Origin of the sequence: Nostoc edaphicum CCNP1411, assembly GCF_014023275.1 — a bacterium.
Lineage (GTDB): Bacteria > Cyanobacteriota > Cyanobacteriia > Cyanobacteriales > Nostocaceae > Nostoc > Nostoc edaphicum_A.
The window spans coordinates 414816-441236 of sequence record NZ_CP054698.1; the positions used below are offsets into that span (position 1 = coordinate 414816).

General features: G+C 40.4%; 21 protein-coding genes and 1 riboswitch. Of the genes, 11 read left to right on the forward strand and 10 right to left on the reverse strand.

Features of this window, described 5'->3' with window-relative positions; genetic code table 11:
• Positions 1–6: 6 nt before the first annotated feature.
• The 5 genes from HUN01_RS04490 (at position 7) to HUN01_RS04510 (ending at position 4236) form a co-directional block, all read left to right on the forward strand.
• Positions 7–1086: a hybrid sensor histidine kinase/response regulator gene (locus tag HUN01_RS04490; protein ID WP_181930266.1), complete on the forward strand. Its 1080-nt coding sequence runs from the start codon at positions 7–9 to the stop codon at positions 1084–1086.
• Positions 1087–1386: 300 nt separating this feature from the next.
• Positions 1387–1526, forward strand: a riboswitch (cobalamin riboswitch).
• 27 nt (positions 1527–1553) lie between these two features.
• Positions 1554–2330 carry an energy-coupling factor ABC transporter permease gene (locus HUN01_RS04495; protein WP_181930267.1) on the forward strand — a complete coding sequence of 259 codons (777 nt, stop codon included), beginning with the start codon at positions 1554–1556 and terminating at the stop codon, positions 2328–2330.
• Positions 2317–2619, forward strand: a complete 303-nt coding sequence (locus HUN01_RS04500; protein ID WP_181930268.1) for an energy-coupling factor ABC transporter substrate-binding protein — start codon at positions 2317–2319, stop codon at positions 2617–2619. The genes HUN01_RS04495 and HUN01_RS04500 overlap by 14 nt, the downstream gene beginning before the upstream one ends.
• On the forward strand, positions 2616–3422 hold the full coding sequence (cbiQ, locus tag HUN01_RS04505) for a cobalt ECF transporter T component CbiQ (protein ID WP_181930269.1): 807 nt from the start codon (positions 2616–2618) through the stop codon (positions 3420–3422). Before HUN01_RS04500 ends, cbiQ begins: the two co-directional genes overlap by 4 nt.
• Positions 3403–4236, forward strand: coding sequence for an energy-coupling factor ABC transporter ATP-binding protein (locus HUN01_RS04510; protein ID WP_181930270.1), 834 nt, complete (start codon positions 3403–3405; stop codon positions 4234–4236). Before cbiQ ends, HUN01_RS04510 begins: the two co-directional genes overlap by 20 nt.
• Before the next feature lie 111 nt (positions 4237–4347).
• On the opposite strand, the gene HUN01_RS04515 is transcribed toward HUN01_RS04510, so the two are convergent.
• On the reverse strand, positions 4348–4893 hold the full coding sequence (locus HUN01_RS04515; protein WP_181930271.1) for an NADPH-dependent FMN reductase: 546 nt from the start codon (positions 4891–4893) through the stop codon (positions 4348–4350).
• Between the two features lie 386 nt (positions 4894–5279).
• On the opposite strand from HUN01_RS04515, the gene ftsH reads away from it, so the two are divergent.
• Positions 5280–7190, forward strand: a complete 1911-nt coding sequence (gene ftsH / locus HUN01_RS04520) for an ATP-dependent zinc metalloprotease FtsH (RefSeq protein ID WP_181930272.1) — start codon at positions 5280–5282, stop codon at positions 7188–7190.
• 314 nt (positions 7191–7504) lie between these two features.
• A complete protein-coding gene (locus tag HUN01_RS04525) occupies positions 7505–8419 on the forward strand; it encodes a DUF928 domain-containing protein (RefSeq protein WP_238845976.1) in 915 nt (304 codons plus the stop codon).
• Between the two features lie 266 nt (positions 8420–8685).
• On the opposite strand, the gene HUN01_RS04530 is transcribed toward HUN01_RS04525, so the two are convergent.
• From HUN01_RS04530 to HUN01_RS04540, 3 genes are read right to left on the reverse strand one after another with little or no spacing between them, the layout of a single operon-like run.
• A complete protein-coding gene (locus HUN01_RS04530) occupies positions 8686–9540 on the reverse strand; it encodes a DUF4435 domain-containing protein (protein WP_181930273.1) in 855 nt (284 codons plus the stop codon).
• Complete coding sequence (locus tag HUN01_RS04535; protein ID WP_181930274.1) at positions 9537–10892, reverse strand: AAA family ATPase; 1356 nt, start codon at positions 10890–10892, stop codon at positions 9537–9539. The genes HUN01_RS04530 and HUN01_RS04535 overlap by 4 nt, the downstream gene beginning before the upstream one ends.
• Entirely contained in the window at positions 10882–11085 is a 204-nt protein-coding gene (locus HUN01_RS04540) for a hypothetical protein (protein WP_181930275.1), read from the reverse strand. Before HUN01_RS04540 ends, HUN01_RS04535 begins: the two co-directional genes overlap by 11 nt.
• A 131-nt stretch (positions 11086–11216) precedes the next feature.
• Between HUN01_RS04540 and topA the strand changes: the two genes are divergently transcribed.
• Positions 11217–13388, forward strand: a complete 2172-nt coding sequence (topA, locus tag HUN01_RS04545) for a type I DNA topoisomerase (protein ID WP_181930276.1) — start codon at positions 11217–11219, stop codon at positions 13386–13388.
• A 31-nt stretch (positions 13389–13419) separates the two neighbouring features.
• On the opposite strand, the gene HUN01_RS04550 is transcribed toward topA, so the two are convergent.
• The 3 genes from HUN01_RS04550 to HUN01_RS04560 all read right to left on the reverse strand — a co-directional run bounded on the left by HUN01_RS04550 (position 13420) and on the right by HUN01_RS04560 (position 16365).
• Positions 13420–15048, reverse strand: a complete 1629-nt coding sequence (locus HUN01_RS04550; RefSeq protein WP_181930277.1) for a DNA sulfur modification protein DndB — start codon at positions 15046–15048, stop codon at positions 13420–13422.
• Positions 15049–15051: 3 nt separating this feature from the next.
• On the reverse strand, positions 15052–15606 hold the full coding sequence (locus HUN01_RS04555; RefSeq protein ID WP_181930278.1) for a GIY-YIG nuclease family protein: 555 nt from the start codon (positions 15604–15606) through the stop codon (positions 15052–15054).
• A gap of 240 nt (positions 15607–15846) precedes the next feature.
• Positions 15847–16365 (reverse strand): phosphoribosyltransferase, encoded by a 519-nt coding sequence (locus tag HUN01_RS04560; RefSeq protein ID WP_181930279.1) that lies wholly within the window; start codon positions 16363–16365, stop codon positions 15847–15849.
• Between the two features lie 77 nt (positions 16366–16442).
• Between HUN01_RS04560 and HUN01_RS04565 the strand changes: the two genes are divergently transcribed.
• Positions 16443–17891 (forward strand): MFS transporter, encoded by a 1449-nt coding sequence (locus HUN01_RS04565; protein WP_181930280.1) that lies wholly within the window; start codon positions 16443–16445, stop codon positions 17889–17891.
• Positions 17892–18412: 521 nt separating this feature from the next.
• Here HUN01_RS04565 and HUN01_RS04570 read toward each other — a convergent pair.
• The gene (locus HUN01_RS04570; RefSeq protein WP_181930281.1) at positions 18413–20542 is read right to left on the reverse strand and encodes a tetratricopeptide repeat protein; all 2130 of its coding nucleotides are present in this window, start codon (positions 20540–20542) and stop codon (positions 18413–18415) included.
• A 181-nt stretch (positions 20543–20723) separates the two neighbouring features.
• Here HUN01_RS04570 and HUN01_RS04575 point away from each other — a divergent pair, with 181 nt between their 5' ends.
• Positions 20724–21422 carry a rhomboid family intramembrane serine protease gene (locus tag HUN01_RS04575; RefSeq protein WP_181930282.1) on the forward strand — a complete coding sequence of 233 codons (699 nt, stop codon included), beginning with the start codon at positions 20724–20726 and terminating at the stop codon, positions 21420–21422.
• A gap of 393 nt (positions 21423–21815) precedes the next feature.
• Positions 21816–24458 carry a hybrid sensor histidine kinase/response regulator gene (locus HUN01_RS04580; protein ID WP_181930283.1) on the forward strand — a complete coding sequence of 881 codons (2643 nt, stop codon included), beginning with the start codon at positions 21816–21818 and terminating at the stop codon, positions 24456–24458.
• An 81-nt stretch (positions 24459–24539) separates the two neighbouring features.
• On the opposite strand, the gene HUN01_RS04585 is transcribed toward HUN01_RS04580, so the two are convergent.
• Positions 24540–25034, reverse strand: a complete 495-nt coding sequence (locus HUN01_RS04585; protein ID WP_181930284.1) for an ureidoglycolate lyase — start codon at positions 25032–25034, stop codon at positions 24540–24542.
• Positions 25035–25152: 118 nt separating this feature from the next.
• Positions 25153–26172 carry an RpoD/SigA family RNA polymerase sigma factor gene (locus HUN01_RS04590; protein ID WP_181930285.1) on the reverse strand — a complete coding sequence of 340 codons (1020 nt, stop codon included), beginning with the start codon at positions 26170–26172 and terminating at the stop codon, positions 25153–25155.
• Positions 26173–26421 lie beyond the last annotated feature (249 nt).

Here is a 26421-nt window from a genome sequence, read left to right on the forward strand (position 1 = left end):
TTTTCGATGGATATTCAAACCTCTATTTTAGTGATCGACGATCAACCCGATAACTTTGACGTTGTTGAAACCTTACTGGATGGTGAAAACTACCAGCTTTACTACGCTCCTAGTGGTCAACAAGCTCTAAATCGCCTCGATAGTTTTCAGCCCGATCTGATTTTATTAGATGTGATGATGCCCGATCTTGATGGGATGGAAGTCTGCCGGCGCATCAAAGCCGATCCACAATGGCAAGCAGTGCCGATTATTATGGTGACAGCATTAACTGAGAAAGAAGATTTGGCTCGATGTCTGGCGACGGGTGCAGATGACTTCATTAGTAAACCCGTCAACGGTGTGGAATTACGAGCCAGAGTTAATTCCATGTTGCGGATTAAGCAGCAGTACGACAGTATGCAAGTATTGCTCAAGATGCGAGAAGACATGGTAAATATGATTGTGCACGATCTGCGAAATCCACTTACCACTATTATCTTAGGAGCAGAGATTCTTCGGTTGGCAGGTTTGTCACCGAAACAACAACAAGGAAAAGTCGATCAAATTTTACTTGCTGGACAACAACTACAATCGTTAATTGATAGTTTGCTGATTATGGCAAAGCTGGAATCTGGCAAAATGGTTCTCAACTACACAGAAGTGGATCTTTGTGCGCTATGTATATCAGTTGTAGAAGATATTGAGGCGATCGCTACTCAAAAAAACCTGACCCTGATACGTGAATTTCCCGAACCTGGTGGCATTGTTGTAGTAGATGCAGTGATCTTTCGTCGAGTGCTGGATAATTTGCTCTCCAATGCCATTAAGTTCTCCCCCTTCAATTCTCAAGTCATCCTCCGAGGAGAGTATTTGGCAGCAGGTGGTGCTAAAGTGCAAGTCGCTGATTCCGGTTCGGGAGTTCGTCAAGACTTACGGCAAATCATTTTCGAGAAGTATGAAATTGGAACTATGATGCCAGAAATTTCGCAAATTGGTTTAGGATTGGCTTTCTGCAAAATGGCGATCGAGGCACATTCCGGTACAATTACCATCGAAGATAATCATCCAAATGGTAGTATTTTTACTGTATTATTCAAAAATAAATAATTCACTTTAGTCTAAATTAATACTTGCCTCTGCGACTAGAAGTCGCGGCTACACATACAAAACCCGCCTACGCGGGTTATAAAACTCGATTTTCTGCTAGTCCACGTAGGTGGAATTAGCCTGTGTGGTAGCGAATTATATTCGCCCAAAACTTTTAAAACATCCTCTAATTAGAAATGACCTCTAAACTGTTTTAATAAACTACGCTTTGTAAAAGTCCCAGCCAAATAAATTTGGCACATTCGCTTATATCCCCCGGTTAGAAACACGGGGGCTTTACGCATCACGACTCGTAATGGTGATATAGTTACTCAAATCGGTTCTGATGGGAAGCAGCCATCGGACGCAAGGGGGAAAGTCCGGTGTAAATCCGGCGCTGTCCCGCAACTGTGAACCAAAATTAGGTGAGTCAGGATGCCCGCCGGTTAGAATCAATTCGTTTACATAAATCTGCGAGGTACAGATTCATGAAAAGAAAAAAACAGGCGTTAGTCAGTCTAACCCTGATGGGAGTTATCAGTTTTTATCTAGTCATTGGTTTACCCAAACCCGCCTACGCCATGCACATCATGGAAGGTTTTTTGCCAGTGCAGTGGGCAATTTTTTGGTGGATTGTGGCATTACCATTTTTTCTATTAGGATTGCGTAGTCTGACTCGCATTACCCAAGCTAACCCGGAATTGAAACTACTCCTGGGCTTGGCTGGTGCTTTTACTTTTGTGCTGTCAGCTTTGAAAATCCCTTCTGTCACAGGTAGCTGTTCTCACCCAACAGGGACAGGGTTAGGTGCGGTGCTGTTTGGCCCCCTTACTATGTCGGTTTTGGGTAGCTTAGTATTGTTGTTTCAAGCTTTGTTACTGGCGCATGGCGGCTTGACGACGTTGGGGGCAAATGCTTTTTCGATGGCGATCGCTGGCCCTTTCCTAGCTTACTGGATATATAATCTGACAATAAAGTTAGGTGGTAAACAACAAATCGCCATATTTTTAGCAGCTGCGATCGCAGATTTACTCACCTACATTATCACTTCCATCCAACTCGCCCTAGCTTTCCCCGCACCTGTTGGTGGGTTTATCGCTTCATTTACCAAGTTCGCCGGAATTTTTGCCATTACTCAAGTTCCCTTAGCAATTAGTGAAGGATTACTAACTGTGTTGGTGTGGAACTGGCTGCAATCTTATAATCCTCAAGAATTAGAATTGTTGAAATTAATCAAGCGAGGAAGTGGCAATGAGTCAATCTAAAAAAGGGTTGAGTAACTGGCTGTTGGTATTAGGAGTTATCGCTTTAGCAGTTGCACCGCTAATATTTGTGCGAGGTGGGGAGTTTTCCGGTGCTGATGGCAAAGCAGAAGAGGCTATTAATGAAATACAACCCGAATATAAACCCTGGTTTAAATCATTTTTTGAACCAGCTAGTGGGGAAATAGAAAGCTTATTATTTGCTTCGCAAGCGGCTTTGGGTGCGGGAGTAGTTGGTTATGCAATTGGATTGTATAAAGGACGTTCCCAACAACAAAAACCTAAAGAATGAGCCTACAACTAGACACTTTAGCTTATACCAATCGATTGCGAAGATTGCCACCAGAGCATAAACTAATTTTTGCATTTACTACTCTGGCTATTTCCCTGGCTAGCCATCCGCTAGTGCAAATATTGATGGCACTTTGGATGGGTATTTGGACAGTTATTTATGCAAGAATTCCCGCTGGTGTTTATTTTAAATTGTTAACATTTACCATAGTTTTTTGTTTGACAAGTTTGCCAGCACTTATGGTGAATGGAGTTACGATTAATGATTTGCCAAACGTACAATTAGATTCGTGGTATGGATTAACTCTCGGACATTTCTATATTTATATCAGTCATCATGGCAGTATTCAAGCATTAGGAATTTTAACCAGAGCATTAGCCTCTGTTTCTTGCTTATATTTTCTCATGTTAACCGTCCCTTTCACGGAGATATTACAAACTCTGCGTTACTTACGATTTCCAGTGCTTTTAACCGATTTGTTATTACTAATGTATCGGTTTATTTTCATCCTACTGAACACAGCCGAGGAATTATGGACGGCACAAAATTCCCGTGGTGGTTACCGTACTTGGCGTAGTGGAATGAAAAGTTTAGCACTACTAATTGGACAATTATTACAGCGAACCTTACAACGATATAGTCAGTTTTCTCTGGGATTGCAATCACGGGGTTTTGTGAGTGAATTTCGAGTTTGGCATCCCCGCCGCTATCGTCCCCAAGCGCGATATATCATCGAAGCAATTTGCGGCTGTGTAGGATTAATAGGATTAGAATTTTGGCGAAATGCAGGAATATTTACTTGAATTTGAGCAGGTATATTACACCTATCCAGGCGCACAAGAATCAGCTTTGAATGGTCTAACACTGAAGATTCCATCTGGTAAAAGGTGTGCGTTAATTGGGCAGAATGGTTGTGGTAAAACGACGCTATTTTTATTAGCTAACGGTCTTTATAAACCTGATTCTGGTATTGTACGTTGGCGTAATGAACCGTTAAGTTATAATCGCAATTATCTTAGTAACTTACGGCAGAAAGTTGGACTAGTATTTCAAGATCCAGAACAACAATTAGTAGCTTCTACTGTTGAAGAAGATATATCTTACGGTTTGTGTAATTTGGGTTTACCAGAGCCAGAAATTAAAGACCGAGTAGAGCAAGCATTAGTGGAATTTGAACTGACTGCTTTAGCAGAAAGACCAGTACATCATCTGAGTTTAGGACAAAAAAAGCGAGTTTCTATAGCAGATGTGATGGTATTACACCCGGAACTATTGGTGTTGGATGAGCCAACTGCATATTTAGATGTAAAACATACTCGTAACTTGATAGCGACTTTGAAAAGGATTCATCGAGATGGAACCACTTTGTTGATGGCAACCCATGATTTGGATTTAGTTTATCGTTGGGCAGATTGGGTTTTTGTCATGGATAAAGGGCAGCTGATGCTAGAAGGTAAACCACAACATGTATTTAGTCAGCGTACACTTTTAGAAGAGTTAGAGTTAGGCGTACCATTGATATATGAGATGTTATTTGATGGGCTATCTACTGAAGAGGAAGTAATTATAGAAAGAGTGCGACAGCGGATATTACAGCTATTTCGTAATTTTTCCTGATTAACATAGGATTTACGTAAAACTAAACGCCAACCTACACAGTTTAAGGTTTTTGGCGTTAACCCAAGCGTATTGAAATATAGGGTGGACAAAAATTTGCCCACCATATAACTAATTTACACCTCGCAGCTTGCGAGTATTATCAACTAAACTCTGAGCAAATTGATCAAATCTTTGAGATAGCTTCTCATCTAGTAGCTTGCCTTCAGGACTGAACGCACCCCAAGCTTGTCCAATCGCAATTTGTTCAGGGATTGCCCAACAATGCACCCATCTGGTAATTAACCGTAGTTCGTTCAGAGCATTACTATTAGACTGTCCACCTAAGACACTAATAAATCCTGCCACTTTATCTGACAGTTGATCAAAGCTCATCAAATCTAGAGCATTTTTGAGGACACCACTAACGCCACCATGATACTCAGGTGTCGCTAAAATTAATCCATCAGCCTGACTAACAGTATTTTGCAACCGCAGAACATCTGGGTACTCTGGATACTCCTTCGCGCCAGTGCAAAATGGTAGCTGCAACTGCCGTAAATCGAGAATTTCTACCTCTGCACCCAAGGCTTCTACCCTTTGCACTGCTACTTGTAAAGCAAGCTGGGTATAAGAGTTGGATCTTAAGCTACCGCCAATACCAATAATTCTCACCATAATTAACCTACAAAGTATTAACTAGCTCTTAAAAAGCGGAATCGTTATGACTATGTTTATCTTAGCGATTTGTGTCAGAATGTGTCAAATTAATATCTGCTGGGCATTGGGCATTGGGCATTGGGTATGGGGCATGGGGCATGGGGCATGGGCATAGGGCATAGGGCATAGGGCATAGGGCATGGGGCATTGGTGACTCTTCCCCATTTTCCTGTGGATGGAGTTTTTCATGGAGGAAGGAATAGCCTGAAGAAACTTGGGAATGCTTTTGTGTGGAAGTTAGACTAGATAAGAAAAGTGTAATTTCCAGTTATTACAATTTTTAATAGAAGAATAGGCATAAAACCAGCGCTCAAACTTGTGCCAGCAGACAAAGGGTAACTATTATGACAAATTTGGGAAAAAAAGCATTGATAAAAAGTCAGTCGTCAAAGCGCGTTGCTTGGGTTGGTGCGTTGGCAAAACCCGCCGTAGGCATCGCAGCTAGTTTAATTATGTTGCCAGGAATTTTCGGTAGTACTCCTGTCATGGCACAAAAAGCAGAGAGCACCCCTCTAAATTATGGCCAGTTGATCAAGAAAGTGAAGGCGGGAGAAGTTGAAAGAGTAGAGCTTGACGAAACTGAACAGCTAGCAAAGGTTTATCTCAAGGGGCAAAAGGAGAATACACCACCGCAACAGGTGAGACTTTTGGCGCAAAATGCAGAGTTAATTAACATTCTTAAAGAGAGGAATGTTGATTTTGGTGAAGTTTCCTCTGCTAATAGTCGAGCTGCTGTTGGGCTGTTAATTAATTTGATGTGGATTTTGCCACTGGTGGCTTTAATGCTGTTGTTCCTCCGGCGCTCTACAAATGCTTCTAGCCAAGCGATGAATTTCGGCAAATCCAAAGCTCGCTTTCAAATGGAAGCCAAAACTGGAGTCAAATTTGAAGATGTCGCCGGGGTTGAAGAAGCTAAAGAAGACCTTGAAGAAGTTGTTACTTTCTTAAAACAGCCAGAAAGATTTACGGCTGTAGGCGCACGGATTCCTAAAGGAGTGCTGTTAATTGGCCCCCCTGGTACTGGTAAAACTTTACTAGCAAAAGCGATCGCAGGTGAAGCAGGTGTACCATTCTTCAGTATTTCCGGTTCGGAATTCGTGGAAATGTTCGTAGGTGTGGGTGCATCTCGCGTGCGCGACCTCTTCAAAAAAGCCAAAGAGAATGCTCCTTGCCTAATATTTATCGATGAAATTGACGCAGTAGGTAGACAACGAGGCACTGGTATCGGTGGCGGTAACGATGAACGCGAACAAACCCTCAACCAACTGCTCACTGAAATGGATGGTTTTGAAGGTAATACAGGCATCATTATTATTGCTGCCACTAACCGCCCAGATGTTTTAGATGCAGCGCTGCTCAGACCAGGACGCTTTGACAGACAAGTGATGGTAGATGCACCTGATCTCAAAGGGCGACTGGAAATTTTGAAAGTCCACGCTCGGAATAAGAAAATTGATCCTAGCGTATCATTAGAAGCGATCGCTCGTCGCACACCTGGTTTTACTGGCGCAGACTTAGCCAACTTACTCAACGAAGCTGCCATTCTCACTGCGAGGAGGCGCAAAGAAGCTGTCACCCTTTTAGAAATTGATGCTGCTGTAGACCGAGTTGTTGCAGGTATGGAAGGTACTGCCTTAGTGGACAGCAAGAGTAAGCGCCTGATTGCCTATCATGAAGTTGGACACGCTTTAGTGGGTACATTGCTCAAAGACCATGACCCTGTACAGAAAGTTACATTAATTCCACGGGGACAAGCACTAGGATTAACTTGGTTTACTCCCAACGAAGAACAGGGGTTAATTTCCCGTTCCCAACTCAAAGCTAGGATTACTGCTACTTTGGGTGGTCGCGCCGCCGAGGAAATCGTTTTTGGTAAGCCAGAAGTGACCACAGGTGCAAGCAATGACTTGCAACATGTGACAGGGATGGCGCGGCAGATGGTGACACGCTTCGGGATGTCAGAATTAGGCCCATTGTCCTTGGAAAATCAGAGTGGAGAGGTATTTTTAGGACGCGACTGGATGAATAAATCAGACTATTCTGAGGAAATTGCCGCCAAAATTGATTCGCAGGTGCGCGAAATTGTTAACAATTCCTACATCAAGTCCAAAGAACTTTTGGAAGAAAACCGTGTAGTTTTGGAACGTTTAGTAGATTTGCTAGTAGAACAGGAGACAATTGAAGGCGATTTATTCCGCACAATTGTTGCTGACAATGCTCAGGTAGCAGATGCAAAGTTGGCTGTACCCCATTAGAAAGATGAGTGAAAAATAATGTAGAGACGTAGCAGTGCTACGTCTCTACAAGGGTTCTGGATAACGCATCTTTAATTTCACCAGATGTGTATTAAGGAATAGGGAAAAGCTAATAGTCTCTCAACTTTAGACTACTGAAAATCCAAATGCTAAGATTCCCGACTTATTAAAAAAGTTGGGATTTTGTTTTAAAAAAATTACAATACTACCTCAGCCTTCCCAGAAAGTAGCACACATAAAGTCTTGTCACTGCAAAGCTTAGACTATTGTATTATATATACCCAAACAATGTACTACAAGTGGACATAAACATCATGAAATATAGATTTTGGGCAAGCTATCTGCTTGCTGCTTTAGCATTTCTCCCCTTCGAGTCTGTAAGCACTACTCAGGTTTTGGCAACAGAGTCAGCTTACCAACTGGCACAAGCTAAATCTGCTTACACCCAATATATGCAACTTGGTTATAATGAAACCAAACGGAGAAACTATAGAAAAGCTTTATTGAATTTTCAGCAAGCAGAGCGGCTACGTCCTGGAGATAGATATGCTACTTCTGCAATTAGAAATGTTACAGGTTACATTCAACGTGGTAGAAATCGTATCGCTTTTGTTCCAGGTAGACCTGGTAGGGTAAGATCGGCTGGAACACGGGGAAATTGTTTTCCAATTGGACAATATATTATTCCCCTGACACCAACAGATAAGGAAGCTCAACGAACCACAGCAGAGCGTCCCACATTCTTTTTTTACATTCCTCAAACTTCGACAACAGTGCAAGCACTAGAATTTGTTTTGCGGGATGATGATAGCATTGACCCATTGTATAAGGGAACTTTCAAACCTGTTGGGCAGAATGGGATTGTGAGTGTAAATGTACCTATTGATCAGCCATCTCTACAAATCGGTAAAGAGTATAATTGGACTTTTTCGATGATTTGTGATCCTAATAACCGCGATAAAGACTCGTATGTAGAAGGTACAATTGTGCGATCGCAAGATGAAAACCTATCCCTTCAGCTAAACCAACCAAACACAGACTTGGATCGGGCAGTTTTATTTGCAACTGCTGGATTTTGGGAAGATGCTCTGAGAACTTTAGCTAATTTACGCAGCCAGCGTCCTAATGATCCCGAAGTTCAGAAATATTGGGAAGATTTTTTGAATTCAGTAGACATTAAAGAAGTTGTAAATAAGCCTTTATTGCCATGTTGTACTGCTCAGAAATAAATTAACAATTACTTAAAAACCCGGTTTTCATAGAGAAGCTGGGTTTTTTACCCTTCAATTTAAGATTAAGCGATGTCTACGACGGGCTACGCCTACGCAAATACTTATGGCGTGGACGGTATCAATTATCGCTAATTACTGCTGTAAGTCAAGCTGGTAGAGAGAACAGGATGCGATCGCCTGATTTTCTACCGACGCCAACACTCTTTAAACGCTGGCGTGTCAAAAATAACAATAATATTGTACATAGTTTCCGAATTTAGTATTTATGTATCATTCCGCAAAACCCTAAATGGCTGATTATTGCTTTCCCATTTACGAATGTCCAAGTAGAGTTGTGTCTGGTGAAAGTAAATTTCTTCATAAGCAAGCCGTAAATTACGCTCAAGACTGTTAGGTTCAACATCAGCAGCTTTGTTAGAGCCAAGTGCTTTGCGTAAACCAAACGACAAAATTTCCACCAAATGATGACCACAGCAAATTTGCCAAGGATCGTGGTTATTGCTTTTCTGGCTCTTTAGCCGTTCTTGCAGATTTTTCTCGTTCAAAGAGAAAGCTTGGGATTTATTCTTAATTTCCTGAATCAGCTTGAGTTCGTCAATTTGCAGAGTTTGCTCATTAAGAAACTTGCTAAATGTAATTCCCTCAAAGGTTAGGTTTAATCCATCAGATTTAGATATCCAAAGTAAATAACCTACCGACATCCCATTTTGAAGTAATACTAATCTTACATCTCGATTAAGCTTACTAATTTTATCTTCAGAACCAAATTCAGCGATTACTTTATTAAATGCTGGCGAGTTAATCAGCATAGTTTCAAGGTCATGGCTATCGGTGCAAAGTAGATTAGGGCTGGTGTATAACAAAGTTTCAAGGCGATCAAAATCTGCATCAACAATCGCTAAAATTCCCTGAAAATTTGATTGTTCCAAAATTTTTAAAATTTCAATAGCACGCTGCTTACCCGATGTTTCGACTAACTCGCAAACTAATGGGTCAACAAATCGCTTATAGAAAGTTTTATCAGAACTTCCTTCCACTAATAAAAAAGTTCCAGTATATGTGCTTCGTCGTAATCGAATTTGGTTAGCAACACGGTCAACTGTAAGAAAATCTCTCACTTTTGTGGCCCTTTCAGTTCAACCGTCAAATCCCAGCGATCTTGAATGATATCTGGCGAATGAGTAGCCATTAGTATATTTAAATCTGCAAGCTGGGTAATATCTTGTAAGTCCTTTAAAAACTGAACCTGCCATCCTACATGAAGAGATAATTCAGGCTCATCAATTAAGACTAGAGAATTAGGTTGAACTTTAAATAGTAGTTCATAAAGAAGAACTAACTCATGTTGCTCTCCAGATGATAAATCTATTGGCGAAAGAGCTTTTGAATCAGATAATGAGGATTTATAAAGTGTAGTGAAAACAAATCCCTTTTCTTTACTAAAGTTTATCTCTTTGTAGGAATAGGCAAATTTATTATTAATAATTTTCCTTAATAAATCGATCTTCCTTGCTATTTCAGCAAAAACACTCAGCTTCTTTTCTACATCCTCAACATATACCGACAAAGCATTTTTGGTGCTTTCCTCTATATCTTGAGGCTGAATTTGAAATTCTGCATCTTCATCTTTATCTAAAAGACCTACTTCTATTAGACGAGAGCGAGTTGCTTCAAGTTCGTTTAGATCATTACGAAGTTGTTCATTCGTCAAATCTGCGGATAGCTGTTGCTTCACCACCCTAACTGGAAAAGTTCTGTCAAGAGATTGAGATACTGTACCGTATTCCTTAAATTTATCTTGCATGATCTGAGCAAGTTCATCAGAATAAGCAGACACAGTAGACAACATTGAAGGTGTTCCACGATACGTTCTGGAAGAACGTTTAGGTACAAAATTCAGCAAACGTTGTGATTCAATGAGGCGAATATGAATATTTTTCTTCAATTCTTCTAGCCACTCAACCTCTTCTTGTTGTCTTAAATCTAAGGGCAATAAATTCTCAAAGCGCTCTACAACTTCTTCTAAAGAAAGAGTTTCTCCAGTAGGATTATACAGCCATTTTCGAGGAGCTATTCGTTCTAGTCCTGGTATCACATCATCCAAAATCCCAAGCGGAAAGTCTATATCAGAGCGAATATTTATTGGCTTTAGAGAAAAAGAAGCTGGCTCTGAATCAGGCTGATAAAATTTGAAAACAATATCATTCTTTTCCAACTCTTCTGCATTCTCGGCATTTTTTATTATTTCAACACTACTATTATTATCAAATTCAACTCGAAAATTTATAAATGGGATAGCTCTCAATTCTGCGTTTCGGGAGTTGAAAAAACTATTCAAAATTCTTAATATGGCTGTTTTTCCAAAACCATTTGGCCCATGAATAATGGTAATTCGTTCATCCATGTTCAATGGAATCACATGGTCAAAAATTCCAAATAAGCCACTGACGTAAATTTGCTTAATTCGCATAGTCATTTAGTCCTATAGCCATTGGCTTCATCGCTTTAATTCTAACTTCTATCTTTCTCTGGAAGTTCCCAGAGGGTAGCCGACACACCCTGCGGGATGTTGCTACAGATTTTCCCCTGTTTAACTGGGTTGTTGAGGCTAAAATCATAATAGTTGAGACAGTTGCAACAGCGATCGCACAATCAGGCATCATTTCCCTCTAAACTGAGTTGAGCAATTTCCAAAGCTTTTTGGTACAGTATTCTAGAAAATCCACATGACGAGAATAGGCGATCGCTAATTGCAATTGCCAGTTTATTGCTTAAAATCTAGAACGCAGTTGCTATGATCAAACGCCTGCTTGTGGTAGAGTCCCCCGGAAAAGTCAAAAAACTCAGTCAAATTCTGGGTTCGGATTGGAAAGTTCTAGCCAGTTGTGGCCATATCCGAGAACTCAGCAATGAAGGGGACGATTCCTTGGGCTTCGTCATGGACGGCAGTAATGTCCGATGCAATTACGTCCCGCGTGACCAACGAGCGAAAGAAACAATCCAGAAACTCAAGTCTGCGGTGAGACAGGTTGATGAAGTTGTCTTAGCAACTGACCCAGATCGGGAAGGCGAAACGATCGCTTGGCATCTCAAAGAAACGCTGGGTTTAAGGGAACCGAAACGAGTAATTTATACAGAGATTACAGCATCGGCGGTGCAGAGTGCGATCGCAAATCCCAGAAAGCTAGACCAAAACTTAATCGGTGCTGGGCTATGCCGAGATTGCCTAGATAAGTTGGTAGGTTATAAAGGTAGCCCTTTAGTTTGGGCATTGAATAACGGCGCTAAAAGTGTTGGCAGAGTCCAAAGCGCGACACTGCACTTGATTTGTCAGCGAGAAAATGAAATTCTGGCGTTTGTCCCCCAAGATTACTGGAGTGTCTGGGTAGATTATGCTGAAGGATTTCGGGCTTTTTATAAAGGGACGGTTGATTCTGCAAAAGATGCAGCAGAACAAGAAGCTGAAACTCATGATGACGCAAAAGTAGGTAATACTCCAGAAAAACCGGAGTCTAAGCGTGTTCTTGCCGAAGCAGAGGCCACACGTTTAGTTGAAGAAGCACAGCGGCATCCTCATCAAGTTATTCATTTTGAAGGAAAAATCGCTAACCGCCAGCCACCGCCACCATTTACAACTTCTAGCCTTCAGCAAGCAGCCGGTTCAAAGCTGAGGTTTGCTCCCGACAAAACCATGATTGTGGCCCAAAAGCTTTATGAGGCAGGGCTGATAACATATATGCGAACAGACTCAGTAATGCTGAGTCCAGAATTTTGTGCCAGCGCCCGTAAATGGTTAGAGCAAAATGATCCGCAGAATGTACCGCAGCAAGTCGCCAAGCATCGCAGTAGCAAATCGGCTCAAGAAGCACATGAAGCGATTCGTCCAACCGATGTGTTTCGTCCCTCAGTTCAATTGCGTTTAGAACTTCCTGATGATGAGTTTAATCTGTATGTGATGATTTGGAAACGGTCAATTGCCTCTCAGTGTCGGGCTGCTCAATTGCGTAAAACTTTGGTGATTACTCAGTCTGGTTCCCTACTGTGGTCAGCCAGAGGGCAAGTAATTGAATTTTATGGTTATGCCCGCTACTGGAACAATCTCAGCAAGGATAGTATTTTACCTTCATTACAACAGGGACAAGCATTGAAGCTAGAGAATGCTGGACATGAAAAGAAGCAGACTCAGCCACCACCTCGTTATAGCGAACCAAAATTGGTGCAATTGATGGAACGTAAAGGAATTGGTCGCCCAAGTACCTATGCTCCTACTGTTGCTACTTTAAAAAAACGCAATTATGTCGAGTTGAAAAAAGACCATCTGCAACCAACAGCGTTAGGGTTAGAAGTTGATGCGTTTTTGCTCAAAGCACTGCCAGATTTGCTAGAGGCGGAATTTACAGCAAAAATGGAAGATGCTCTTGATGCCATTTCCGAAGGAAAGAATTCTTGGCAGCATTATTTAACTAGTTGGAATCAGAATTATTTTGTACCAGCACTCTCCAAAGCTAAAACTGTAGTTCCAAGTTCCTCAATAGTAAAAGCTAATGTGATAAGTGAGCGGAAATACGAAACTTCCAAGACGCGATGCCCTGAATGCAAAAATTTTCTCGCCAAAATTCCGAGTACTAAGGTTAAAAAGAAATATTTCCTCAAATGCACAAAAGGCTGTGAAAATGTCGTGCTATTTTGGAGCGACTTTAACAAAACTTGGCAGCCACCACAAACTAAAACAGTCCAAGCTGAGAATCAACAAAAACCTCCTGTTAAGATTACCAAATATCCCTGCCCAGTATGTAAGAAAGCTCTAGAGGAGTACAGTTATATCAAAGAGGGGCAGAATAAGACAATGTTGCGATGTTCTGATTCACAATCCCGTAAGGATACCAAACATAAAGATGTAGCTTATTTCAATACACCAAAAGGGTGGTGGAGTCCTAAATTTGGGGAAATATCAAAACCTCACTAATTTTAGCTATTAGTGTTGCAGGTCATTCAATTTAGTCTTTTACTTCTTCAGTTTCTTTAAAAATATCCTCATCATCTTCAATTTCATCAGATTCCTCTTCGTCCTCCTCAGAAGAGTCAAGCAAATCTCTAACTTCAGCAAAAGAGTCATCTGATTCAGAAGATTCCTTTATCTGCTCATCAATAAAATCAACTTCAGGTAATATTACATGAAACTCTCTTCTCCAAGTTGAAATCGAAGCTTCATTCCAGTTGATCTCATTACTGACATCATCTTTAGTGCGTTTTATCAAATCTCTCACGCCATCAGACGAATCCAACAATATCATTTTGACAAGTTCTATACATTTCTCAGTTCCAGTTCCTGTAGTAATCATGGTTAGTTTTTCATTTGGCCGCACTAGAACATTAAACCAATGGGGTGCATTTCGGCAGAAAAAGCCATCTTTATCCATTTTAGTAATACTAAGCGATACGGCATCAAGAATCACTGGAATACGGTACTCTATTCTTATCTTAAGGAGGAACCTTGAAACAGCAGAAAATAGAATTTTTTGTCCTAGTATAGTATACAGAATATTAGAATCTCGTAATTCTTTTATACTTGTTTTTTGAACTGCACTTAATCGAGATTGTTCAGGTTGAATAGGGATGTTAATACCTACGTAGTTAAGCTGTGATACCCAATCCTTGAATGGTTGAAGTTCAGTAAAAAACCACTTAAGCAATGCTTTTGTGCCTATTACAGGAAGTTTAGGATGAGACTCATAATAGTTTGCTAAAGCTGTATCACGTTCTGTTAATGAATTAAATGATTTCTTTAAAGCTTGCTTCTGATAATCTTTCAATAGTTCAATAGTACATTGGCTAACCAAATCTAGAGTCGTTAGGTAAGGTTCTGATTGAGTCAAATTCCTTGACTTGGAAGACCATTTAACGAATCTATCTTCAAGCACTCCTTCCTCTAAAAGCTTTCTAGGAATCAATGCTGATATTTTACTGTCATCAAGCAATAGTTGAGTTTGTTTATCGATTGATTTAGCAGTCTTGTTTATAACTGTAAAGATATTGCGAGTTGCTTTAATTATCTCATCTCTTACAGTCTCGCTTGAGTCTGCATGACCAACCTTGCCAAGATCGCGAAAGACTAGATAAACGACTGGTATATCAAAAGTTTCTGAGCAATTGAAATTTTCATTTATTTGTTGAGGATTTAAAGGCTCTTTTCCAGTATGGGCATTCCAATATCTCCTTAGTGAAAGAAGTCTATGTTGACCATCAATTACAATTCTAGCTACATTCTTATATAATTTTAAATTAACCCATTTTTCAATAGGTTTTCCGTCGCTACTAACTGTAGAGAAGTCCCAAAACTCTCTTTGATCATTCGAGTTGGGTAAAAGTACGACGACAATTGAATTAAAAAAGCGAATTCCACCTTGTGCTAAGTAAGAAAATATTTCTGTATTCGCTCTGTTTTCATCTAGTTTCCTCTGAACTCGTTCAGAGAAACTCCAACTGCCTTGAATTTCATCAGCAAATCTAATATTTTCAACTGCATCACTTTGATCAAGTGTTGTTATAAAGTACCTAACATCACCAAACTTACCACTGATTGCCTTATATTCAATCGTCTCTGGAGACTGATTATCTAATTCCATTTTCTAACTCCTCTGTGTATTAAATTTAGGCTGACATAGTTGAATTAACAGGCTTTCCAATTCTCTAGAAATATTTTTTGGGCAAGGAAAACAAATGAATAAGAATTCATCATTGAGTCTTAAGTTTGCATACTTTGAGAAAAACCCATCATCTCGCTCCAAATGCTGAATGAATCTATCTCTTAAGTTGCTTGCAGTACCAATGTAATCTGGGCGTTGGAGAATGCTACATGAAATTAAAAGATTTTTTAATATTCTTCGTTCTTTAGGCTGAGAAACAGCTTTGATAAATTGATTCATTTGTTGAGACAAACCAACGGACTCTCCACAAGTATCGACAATGAACTTACTTCTATTATCTTTCTCAGAAAACTTTGTTTTAAATACCGTATTTTTCATCCGAGTATCTATATGGTCAGATAATCTATTCTCTAAAAAATCAAATGCATGATACAAAGCATAAATACCTGATGTTTCAGGAAGATAATCTGCGGCAGATATAGTTGCCGTTACTACGGTAAAGTTTTTGAAAAAGTTGTCGTGAACTGTTTCTTCCATAGATAGAAATCACAAAAAATTTAGATGAAAAAGCTCTGTTCTATCTCCATGAGCAGAAAGCTATGCCTTTCCCCAACACCTAACATTTAAGACGGCATCTACTCACGCCTTGAAGAACAAGAGTACATCTTAAAGACAAACGATGCTCCTAAAACAGAATATAGACTGTTTAGAAGTTGCAATCTGGGCTTTAGCATTAAAGAACAGCTAAAAGCTGGTGAATATGAGCCTATGTATCTTTTAACACAGTTTCCTTGCTTTAGCCGCAAGTTCTCCGGGGTTCAAATTTTCGTAGTGTTCAAAGGGTTGGTGAATCCAGGGGTTTTCAGCTAAATAATCAACATAATAATCAGGTGCTATAACTGAACAGGCTTTATACCAAAGAACGGCGGTGCGAATTTCCTCAATGGGGAAATCAATATTTTCCTTGAGCCAAGGTATAGTCTGTTGCAGTGTTACCCCAGAATCTACTAAGTCATCCACTAGGAGAATGCGCGAACCTAATTTTTCGGCAGTCATTGTCAAGTGGCGGGAGAAAATTAAATTACTTCTTTCTTGCTTGCCGGGGCCACTGTAAGATGAGGTTGCTAAAATTGCCAATGGTTGCTCATATATACGGGAAAGAATATCTCCAACTCGTAGTCCTCCTCTGGCAAGACAGATAATTTGGTTGAATTCCCAACTGGATTGATAAATCTGAATAGCCAGTTGTTCAATTTTTTGGTGATAATCTGGCCAAGAAACATAAAGGTCTGGCATAAGTCTAACGGGAGTGGTAGATAACTAGTATTGAAGGCAATTACAAACTTTTTATTTTAGTATGAGCGCAAGTTATTATGAACGATTCTGCTGCTGGCGATGCCCAACGAGATCCTCTCAGTGAAAAACTCGACTTAAAAACAAAGCTAGCTTACGGTGCAGGAGATTTAGGGCCGGCAATTACTGCCAATATCTCCGTCTTTTTTCTGCTGGTTTTCTTCACAAATGTCGCTGGTATCCCTGCGGGTTTAGCTGGCAGTATTTTGATGATTGGCAAAATCTGGGATGGCATAAATGATCCGCTTGTCGGTTTCCTGACTGATAAAACTAAATCTCGTCGTTGGGGTCGTCGTCTTCCTTGGATGTTTTATGGAGCAATCCCCTTTGGAATTTTCTTTTTCTTGCAGTGGATTGTACCGCAATTTAGTGCAAATCAGAGTGATAATCTTTTGCCGCTGTTCTGGTATTACGTCGTGATTGGGGTGATATCTCAGGTGTTTTACACAGTTGTGAATTTGCCTTATACGGCAATGACTCCAGAACTAACTCAAGATTATGACGAACGCACCAGCCTTAACAGCTATCGCTTTACATTTTCTATTGGCGGCAGTATTCTGTCGTTGATTTTAACGCAAATTGTTTTTTCTCAAATTAGCGATCGCCAACAACAATATCTCGTTTTAGCAGCAATTTGTACTGTAATTTCAATTTTAGGATTATATTGGTGCGTTTTTGGAGTCCGCGATCGCATCTTGGCTTTTGAGGCCAAACGCATCCAAGTTGAGGAACCCGCATCTCTCCCCTTCTTTAAACAGCTAAAAATTGTCTTTAGCAACCGACCTTTTTTATTTGTTATTGGTATATATCTTTGTTCTTGGCTAGGTGTGCAGATTACAGCCAGCATTATTCCCTATTTTGTAGTCAATTGCATGGGTCTTAAAGAATCAGATGTACCCACAGTCCTGATTGCAGTCCAAGGAACCGCCCTGCTGATGCTATTTGTGTGGGGTGCGTTGAGTAAAAAAGTTGGCAAAAAAATTGTTTATTTTCTAGGAATGAGTTTATGGATAATAGCAGCCGCCGGACTATTTTTCTTACAACCTGGTCAAATAGTTTTGATGTATGTGATGGCTGTCATGGCGGGTGTTGGTGTATCCACAGCTTATCTAATTCCTTGGTCGATGATTCCAGATGTGATTGAACTAGATGAACTCCAAACCGGACAACGCAGAGAAGGTATTTTTTATGGCTTCATGGTTTTGCTACAAAAATTTGGTTTAGCTTTCGGGCTGTTTTTGGTGGGCAATGCTTTGCAAGTATCGGGTTTCAAAGAATCTGTAGCCGGAAGTCCACTACCTATCCAACCGGAATCGGCACTGTTTGCTATTCGCATTGCTGTTGGACCTATACCTACAGTTTGTTTGATTTTTGGCTTGATTTTAACGTATTTTTACCCAATTACCCGCGAGATGCACGCAGAAATCATGCTGAAACTCAAAGAACGGCAAGAGAAGAGGGGGAGTTAAGGCAAAACTTTTCGGTTAACGGGGAAGACCAAAACACTTGTAGAGACGGCGATTTATCGCGTCTCTAAAACCCACAATTTTGTACTATTAGCCCTTAACTGAACCCTATTCGGGTAAAGGGAAAAGGTTTGAATTCACCTTTCCCCAAACCGTATTCGGACGGGTGGGGACACTACTGGTGTCAACTTAAGCCAAAAATAGCGTACTGATTGGGTGTTGTTCACCCGCCAGGGATTGTAAATCCCTGACTAATTGCTCAAGTCTACTGAAGTAGACTGAAAATTTTTGCGCTATGAAGTCCTCTTCAGAGGCCTTTAGCTATGAGACAGGGATTTACAATCCCTGGCGGACGTGCGGTTTCGCGTTAAGTTGACACCAGTGGTGGGGACACCCATCCCACAAGAAAATTTGGGATGTTTTTATAATCGAGCGTAAAACCCCAGCGGCAGAATACTAGTAACGCACGGCATAAATAAGCCATCCCTGACGTCATTACGAATTACGAATTACGCCGTGCTGTACTAGGGTGTTGTCTGCGGTGAATTTGTAGGATTAGGAGTGGGGATAATGGGTACAATTATCGGCTGTGGTTTTTCGCCTTGCAGTTGAATTTGGGCTTGGTTGCGGCCGTCTATTGCTTGTTGGTAATTAGACTTGTATTTTATTGCTTGATCGTAAGAAGCGATCGCATCCCGATACCGCTTCAAATTTAATAGGGCATTGCCTCTGCTATACCAGCTTTCGGAATGGTCTGGTTTATAACGAACTGCCTTATTATAAGACGCGAGCGCATCTTCGTATTTTTGCAAAATGTATTGTGAATTCCCTAGATTATACCAAACTTGATAGTCATTTTGCTTAATTGTTGCTGCTTTATTATAAGATTTTATCGCTTCTTCATAGCGTTGATTTTGATGCAGCGACCAACCCAAGTTATACCATGCTTGATAGTTTCTGGGGCTGTATTTAATTACTTGATTAAAAGATTCGATTGCTTCTGGATAACGTTGTAAATTCAGTAGTACATTACCTCTTGACAACCAAGATTGATAATAATTTGCCTTGTATTGCACTGCTTTATCATAAGCAGTAAATGCATCTTGATAGCGTCGCAAATTGACTAGTGAATTTCCCCGATTGTACCAGGCTTCCTCGTAGTCTGGTTTTAATTCAACAACTTTTTGATATGCTGCGATCGCTTCTTCGTATCGCTTAGAATTCTGTAGCGCTAATCCTTTTTTGTACCAAGCTTGATAATTGTCTGGTTTGAGTTCAATTGCCTTTTCATAAGATTGAATTGCTTGGTCATATTGGTTCAAATTACTGAAAGCTTCACCCTTAGCATTCCAGATTTCTGAGTTGTTATTATTTAATTGTAAAGCTTTGTCAAAAGAGGCGATCGCTTCTTGATATCGCTGTAAGCTTCCCAACACAAACCCCCGTCCGCTCCAAGCTTCAAAATAATCTGGACGAATTTGAATTGCTTTATCATACGCCGCTAATGCTTCTTTGTATTTTTTTAATTTATACAGCGTTTTACCTTGACCATTCCAGGCTTGAGCATGATTTGGTCGAATATTAACAGCTTTTTCATATACTGCTAGCGCGTCTTGATAGCGTTGCAAATCAAAAAGGGTATTTCCTTGTTTAGATAATTCTATGGCATTATTTGAATTAATGTGATTCCAAATCAATATTGATGCTATTCCGCTAACCCCAACGAAAAATATCGCTAGTAAAACTTTACCCAAAATGCCTTTTTTCGGTTGAGGTTTGTTTATATTTTTTGGTGGAGAAATAGGATTTAAAGCTATTGTCGGTGCGGGTGGTTGCGTTAACTCTTTCAGCGCTTTTAACGCCATCGTTGCCGAAGGATAGCGTTGCCGAAAGTCGTAGCAAACCATTTTATCTAAGAGTTGAGCAAATTCTGGCGTTACCGTGGCTTGATTATGCCAGATAATTTCATTAGTCTCAGCATCTTTTACTATTTCCTCTGGTGATAATCCTGTGAGAGCTTGAATAGCAATTATTCCCACAGCATAAATATCACTGCTTAATTTTGGCGTACCATGAGCTTGTTCTCCAGGAATATATCCAGGCGTACCTATAGCAACAGTAGCTTGTGTTTGACCTTGGGGAGTAATCACTTGAGTCGCAATTTGTTTAACTGCACCAAAATCAATTAAAATCAATTTGCCATCTGGTTGGCGTCTGAGAATATTTCGAGGGTTGACATCACGGTGAATTACATTCTGTTGATGGACAAATTCTAAGATTGCCAAAAGTTCTTCTAAAAGTGAAATTACTTGCTCTTGACTTAAGGTTTTGCCTGGTGTTATTTCTTGACTCAGGTCATCACCTTCGATCAATTCTTGTACAAGATAGAATTCGGCATTCTCCTCAAAATAAGCTAAAAGTTGGGGGATGCGATCGTGAGTTCCTAATTTATACAGAACTTGTGCTTCCGTATCAAATAAACGCCTAGCTGTCTCCAAAGTTACTGGATCGCTTGCCTGGGGTTTGAGTTTTTTTACGACACATGGAGGTGAACCAGGTAATTGGGTATCACAAGCCACAAAAGTTTCACCAAAACCCCCACCTCCCAAGTTCCTAATAATTTGGTATCTTCCTACAAGTGTGTTTCCCAGCATCTCGTTTGCCTACTTAAGTGCGATGCGATCTGATTTCAATCTTGCCACAGGTTAAGGAGTGGAGAGATGAAGAAGATGAAGAAGATGAGGAAGAAGGAGAAGAATAGGAAGAAAAACTATTGATTATTCTCCCATGCCCCATGCCCCATGCCCAATGCCCCATGCTCAATGACAAATCTATATGATTCCTATTAGTGATAATATTCGTTGTCGAAGTAAGCCGATTATTAATTACTGGTTGATTGGCATTAACCTGGCTGTATTTTTATGGGAACTTAAACTAGAATTTAGTGGTCAACTAGGTTATTTCATCAATAGTTGGGGTGTGATTCCTGCCCAGATTAGTGGAGCAGTTACAAATGCTCTCTTTTTCAACTCTGCTGCTTGGATAATTGTAATTTGGCGATTATTTTCACTACTTTTTGGAATATTTTTGCACGGCAGTTTTAGCCAAATATTGGGAAATCTACTATTTTTGTGGGTGTTTGGCAAGACTGTCGAGAATATTCTGGGACATAGACGCTATCTCGGATTCTATCTGGCTGCTGGTGTGATGATAGGGGTATTGCAAATACTAGCTGAACCGAATTTGACAGTACCATTGATTGGGGCAAATGGTGCGATCGCAGCTATTTTAGGGGCATACATTATTAAGTTTCCTAAAGCTAAAATTGACACAGTTTTGCCGCTAATAATCTTGTATATCCCCATCGAACTGCCAGCATTTTTCTATATATTTTGGTGGTTTGTGCAGCAATTATTTTATGGTATAGGTAGTTTAAATATTCCTCCTGTCGGCGTAAATCAATCGGGTGTTGTTTTTTTAGGGCAGGTTGTGGGATTATTAATTGGTGCGGCTTTCATGCGATTGAAACGATAAACTTTCTTTAGCTACTTAGAGGATGTTTTAAAAGTTTTCGACAATAGAATTCTGACTTCTGAATTCTTCTTCAATGTAACTTATATATAGCAATCCGAAATCATTCGTGAAAAATTAAATCCCCGACTTCTTCGAGAAGTCGGGGATCTGGACATCGCACATTTTCACAAGTCATTTAGGATTGCTATATGTCTTTTGGCTGAAATACCTAAGCTACGTTTGCAGAAGAAAGCATATAGTTAATAGCTAGAATAATTGCTGTGGTAATATTTTGAATTTTGAATTTATGTGCCTTTTGATGGATTGCGTTCTTGAGCTAGAAAATACATACTTATTAGACTAGGGTATGCCTACTCTTCAAGGTAATGCTATTAAGTATAATCGGTGTACAAAATGCCAAATGTTGATAAAATTAACTTTCAAATCACTGATAATTTAACAGTTCTGCGGCAGCGAGTAGCAGAGTTAGAGCAATCAGAAATATTTTATCAACAAAGGCAAGCAGCACTTGAGGAGCAATTAAGAGAACTAAAAAGAAAGCTGCCATTAGAAGTAGAAGATTCCCATATTAAAGTTGTCGAGTGGCAGATTGAGAAGGATACATCCATATTTATAAATCTACCAATAGATGTGGCAGTAATTTTACAACAACTCCAACAAGAAATTGTGGAGCGACAGCAAGTAGAAGTAGTTCTTAGGGAGAGTGAAGAACGGTTGAGGCTAGCTCTAGATGCTTCTCAAATGGGATTGTGGGATTGGAATATTGTTACCAATCAAGTAATTTGGTCGGAAAATCATGAAGTGCTTTTTGGTCTGCTTCCCGGAAGTTTTGACGGTAGTTATGAAGGCTTTTTGAAGTGCGTTCATCCTGAAGATAAGCCATTTGTCATACAAGCGATCGCTCACACTTTGGCAACCCAAACTGATTACAACGATGAATTTCGGATAGTTCGCTCAGACCAAAGTACACCTTGGATTTCTGCCAAGGGAAAATTTATCTATGACGATCAGGGACAAGCGGTGCGAATGATCGGCGTTTGTATGGAAACTACTGTATGCAAGCAAGCTGAAGAAAGTACTCGTGAACTAACTACCCAAGTTCAAGAACAGGCAAATATTTTAAATGCCATTCTCACCGCTTCAGTGGATCACATCTACATCTTTGATCGCCAAGGTTGCTATCAGTATGTCAGTAGTGATGGAGCTACTGTATTAGGTTTAAAACCCCAGGATATTGTCGGAAAAACTTTGCCAGAATTGGATTTACCCGCAGACCTGATAACGCAAGTAGATAATCAACGACAAGCTGTAATGAAAACTGGGCAGCCGTTTAAAGATGAATGTAAATATGTTACTGCTGATGGGGTGCATTATTATGAATATATCCTCACACCATTACGCAATGTTGATCAAACTATTGAAGGCGTAATCACTGTTTCTCGCGATATTACCGAACACAAACGGGCAGAAAAATCATTACGCGAAAGTGAAGCACGATTTCGGCGTTTGTTTGAATCTAATTTGATTGGGGTCGCTTTTTGGAATGTCGATGGCTTGGTTCTGGATGCCAATGATGCCTTTCTCCAACTAGCTGGCTTCACTCGTGATGAGTTTGCCACTTTAGATAGAATTAATTGGAGAGAACTTACTCCTGGCGAGTATCAGGATTTAGACGATCGCGCCCTTTTGGAAGTGCAAACCACTGGAGTTTCCAAAATTTACGAAAAAGAGTATATCCACCGCAACGGAAAGCGAGTACCAATTGTTTTGGGGATGGCCTTGCTGAATGACTCCCAAGAACATGGTGTTGCTTTTGTCTTGGACATTACCGATCGCAAATTGGCTGAAAAAGAATGCGATCGCCTACTAGAATGCGAAAGGACAGCACGTAAACAAGCGGAAATTGCCAACAAAATTAAAGATGAGTTTCTAGCGGTTCTCTCCCATGAACTGCGAACCCCACTCAATCCCATTCTGGGATGGTCGAAAATGCTGCGGACTCGCAAGTTTGATGAAAAAACTACCAACCACGCTTTAGAAACCATTGAACGCAGCGCCAAGTTACAAACCCAGCTAATTGAAGATTTGTTGGATGTGTCTCGCATCCTCCAAGGAAAATTAAACTTGAATATCTGTCCAGTAAACTTGGTAATGGTAGTTGAAGCAGCACTAGAAACAGTAAAACTAGCAGCAGAAGCCAAGTCAATTCAAATTCAGACCATATTTGATGCCAATTTGGGACAAGTTATGGGCGACCCAAATCGACTTCAACAAGTTGTGTGGAATCTACTTTCCAATGCGGTAAAATTTACACCAACAGGAGGACGGGTAGAAATTCGACTCATGGAAACTGCTAACCAGGTTCAAATTCAGGTCAGCGATACAGGTAAGGGAATTAGCCCAGACTTTTTGCCTTATGTGTTCGATTACTTTCGTCAATCTGATGGCACTACGACACGGACATTTGGTGGACTAGGTTTAGGATTAGCGATCGTGCGTAAGGTTGTAGAAATGCATGGGGGAAAAGTTCAAGCCGAAAGTTCTGGAGAAGAATCGGGTGCAACTTTCACTGTTGATCTACCGCTTTTAGTCAGAAATGAACAGGTTTGGCGTGAGGAAAATCAGTCTTTAGATTGTCAGCCGGAATCCTCGCTTCTTTCAAACACTCAAGTTCTGGTTGTGGATGATGAACCAGATATCCGCGATTTAGTCACCTTCATTTTGCAAGACTACGGTGTAGAAGTAACCGCCGTAGCATCAGCACAGGAAGCACTACAAGCGCTTTCTGAGTCGATCCCAGATGTTTTAATTAGTGATATTGGAATGCCAAAGACAGACGGTTATATGCTGATGCGTGAAGTGCGATCGCGATCGCCCCAACAAGGAGGAAGCGTACCAGCGATCGCTCTGACAGCTTATGCGGGGGAAATGAATCAGCAGCAAGCATTAGCAGCAGGATTTCAAATGCATATTTCTAAACCAGTAGATCCAGATGTATTGGTAAAGGCGATCGCTGATTTGATTAATCCAAGCTAATGCGTCTATAGGAGATAGCCTCTGGTGTCCTCCTATAGATGCATCTTTGGTTGATTCTGTCAACTACTCTGTGTCAATTACCTAAACCATCTCAAACTCTAATTGATGACTCTTAAGAAAATCATGGGTGAAATGATCCACCATATTTGTATCAGCTAATTCCAAATTATAAAAATCCACAGCTTCATGGTCAAAATAGGGGCCAGCGTGCCAAGTACCCTCATGTAGCTTAATAAAACAATTCCCCGGAATCCGGAAAGCAGCCATCTCTTCTAATGTTGGTTCATTCACATCATTATCAGGAGGACAAACTGCAATTAACCAATCCTTCCCTTCCAAAGAACCCAGACATTGAGTGCATTGCAGATGGCGAGTAATTTTGTGAAACTTTCGCCCTCTCTTTTCCAACCGCATAATATAAAATCGTGGAATCCCGTTTTGCAGGTTTAATTGGGCATCTTCTCCATCGTAACTTTTGCCATCAAGACTTGCAAAAATCACCTGTCCATAACGCTGAAAGTTTTCAGAAGTCACCCATTCTAACTGCAATTGTTGCACTGTTTTTGATATGCTCATATCAAATCTTCGAGAGAGATTAGTTAGGTTTATTTTCCCCCAAAATGACTGAATTTTATACAGTCATGATGGTGAATTCCTGAGTTTAAATACCCTAAACTATCGTAAAAAAATAACCTTAGCTAGCTAGATAACTACGTACTTGTTCCTTTTGGCGTCGGAGGAGACTGAGAGCTTTTTGCTCTATCTGGCGCACCCGTTCTCGACTAATACCCATGCGATCGCCAATCTGTGCTAAAGAAAGTTCATAGCCATCAGTAAGACCAAAGCGCAAGGTTAATATTTCTCGCTGCTGGGGAGACAGCTTTGCTAACAAGTCTTGTAAGTCTTGATGCAGAGATTCTTCAACAGCATAGTCTTCGGGAGAAGGGCCATCATCCTCCAGTATGTCCTGCAATTCTGTATCCTGTTGTTCACCAACTCGCGCCTCTAAGGAGAAAGGTTGGCGGGCCAAGTACAAACACTCTCTAACTTGGCTGGGTGTCAAAGATAACGCGCTGGCAATTTCCGCAGTAGTGGGAACGCGGCCCAACTGTTGAGATAATTCTCGCTGCACCCGTTTAATTTTGTTCAGTTTCTCAAAGACGTGGATAGGTAAACGAATTGTCCGTCCTTGTTGAGCGATCGCTCGTGTAATTCCTTGACGAATCCACCAGTAAGCGTAGGTTGAAAACTTATAACCAAGAGCGGGATCAAATTTATCCACTCCTCGCTCTAAACCTAAAGTACCTTCTTGAATTAAATCCATAAATTCCAAGTTGCGGTGCTGGTATTTCTTCGCCACTGCTACCACTAACCGGAGATTAGCCTGAATCATTTTCTGCTTGGCTTGGTGTCCTTGACTTAGCTGTTGCTTTAACACCTCAACACTAGACTCCAACTGATCTGCCCATTCTTGCAGCGTTGGTTCGTGATTTAATTTCACAGCCAATTCTTCCTTAGCAGCTAATAAATTCATCATTTGCTGCACCTGTTGGGCAAAAATAACCTCTTGTTCGCGAGTCAACAAATCTACACGCCCGATCTCTTGCAGATAACTACGCACAATATCATCTGTAACTCGAGGCTTTTTATCTGCGGCTAAACTTTTTTTCTTCGTTTTTTGAACTTCGGTAGGTGGAGATGTTAAGTTGCTCATGGTTATTTGCTCCTCTGTAACCTCATCAATTTATTGGTATCAAGTCTAGATATTCAGACCCATAGTCATTTCACACTGCTAATCAATGCAATTGGCAATACTGATGAATTTAGGTCTTATGATACATTACAAGTTAATTGTTGGAGATAATAAACCCAAAATCAACCCACCCTTTAATACTAACATCATCACCAGTCACAAATCAATTACCTAAAGTATTATCAGCATATAATTTGAAGTAATTACACT

Bases quoted from the DNA above. Each gene is read 5' to 3' on its own strand.
- HUN01_RS04500 (WP_181930268.1), top strand. From the start codon at position 2,317: ATGAGTCAATCTAAAAAAGGGTTGAGTAACTGGCTGTTGGTATTAGGA.
- HUN01_RS04570 (WP_181930281.1), bottom strand. From the start codon at position 20,542: ATGCTGGGAAACACACTTGTAGGAAGATACCAAATTATTAGGAACTTG.
- HUN01_RS04560 (WP_181930279.1), bottom strand. From the start codon at position 16,365: ATGCCAGACCTTTATGTTTCTTGGCCAGATTATCACCAAAAAATTGAA.
- HUN01_RS04550 (WP_181930277.1), bottom strand. From the start codon at position 15,048: ATGGAATTAGATAATCAGTCTCCAGAGACGATTGAATATAAGGCAATC.
- HUN01_RS04575 (WP_181930282.1), top strand. From the start codon at position 20,724: ATGATTCCTATTAGTGATAATATTCGTTGTCGAAGTAAGCCGATTATT.
- HUN01_RS04490 (WP_181930266.1), top strand. From the start codon at position 7: ATGGATATTCAAACCTCTATTTTAGTGATCGACGATCAACCCGATAAC.
- HUN01_RS04555 (WP_181930278.1), bottom strand. From the start codon at position 15,606: ATGGAAGAAACAGTTCACGACAACTTTTTCAAAAACTTTACCGTAGTA.
- HUN01_RS04495 (WP_181930267.1), top strand. From the start codon at position 1,554: ATGAAAAGAAAAAAACAGGCGTTAGTCAGTCTAACCCTGATGGGAGTT.
- HUN01_RS04515 (WP_181930271.1), bottom strand. From the start codon at position 4,893: ATGGTGAGAATTATTGGTATTGGCGGTAGCTTAAGATCCAACTCTTAT.
- HUN01_RS04525 (WP_238845976.1), top strand. From the start codon at position 7,505: ATGAAATATAGATTTTGGGCAAGCTATCTGCTTGCTGCTTTAGCATTT.
- HUN01_RS04535 (WP_181930274.1), bottom strand. From the start codon at position 10,892: ATGCGAATTAAGCAAATTTACGTCAGTGGCTTATTTGGAATTTTTGAC.
- HUN01_RS04580 (WP_181930283.1), top strand. From the start codon at position 21,816: ATGCCAAATGTTGATAAAATTAACTTTCAAATCACTGATAATTTAACA.
- HUN01_RS04540 (WP_181930275.1), bottom strand. From the start codon at position 11,085: ATGATGCCTGATTGTGCGATCGCTGTTGCAACTGTCTCAACTATTATG.
- HUN01_RS04510 (WP_181930270.1), top strand. From the start codon at position 3,403: ATGCAGGAATATTTACTTGAATTTGAGCAGGTATATTACACCTATCCA.
- HUN01_RS04590 (WP_181930285.1), bottom strand. From the start codon at position 26,172: ATGAGCAACTTAACATCTCCACCTACCGAAGTTCAAAAAACGAAGAAA.
- cbiQ (WP_181930269.1), top strand. From the start codon at position 2,616: ATGAGCCTACAACTAGACACTTTAGCTTATACCAATCGATTGCGAAGA.
- topA (WP_181930276.1), top strand. From the start codon at position 11,217: ATGATCAAACGCCTGCTTGTGGTAGAGTCCCCCGGAAAAGTCAAAAAA.
- HUN01_RS04585 (WP_181930284.1), bottom strand. From the start codon at position 25,034: ATGAGCATATCAAAAACAGTGCAACAATTGCAGTTAGAATGGGTGACT.
- HUN01_RS04565 (WP_181930280.1), top strand. From the start codon at position 16,443: ATGAACGATTCTGCTGCTGGCGATGCCCAACGAGATCCTCTCAGTGAA.
- ftsH (WP_181930272.1), top strand. From the start codon at position 5,280: ATGACAAATTTGGGAAAAAAAGCATTGATAAAAAGTCAGTCGTCAAAG.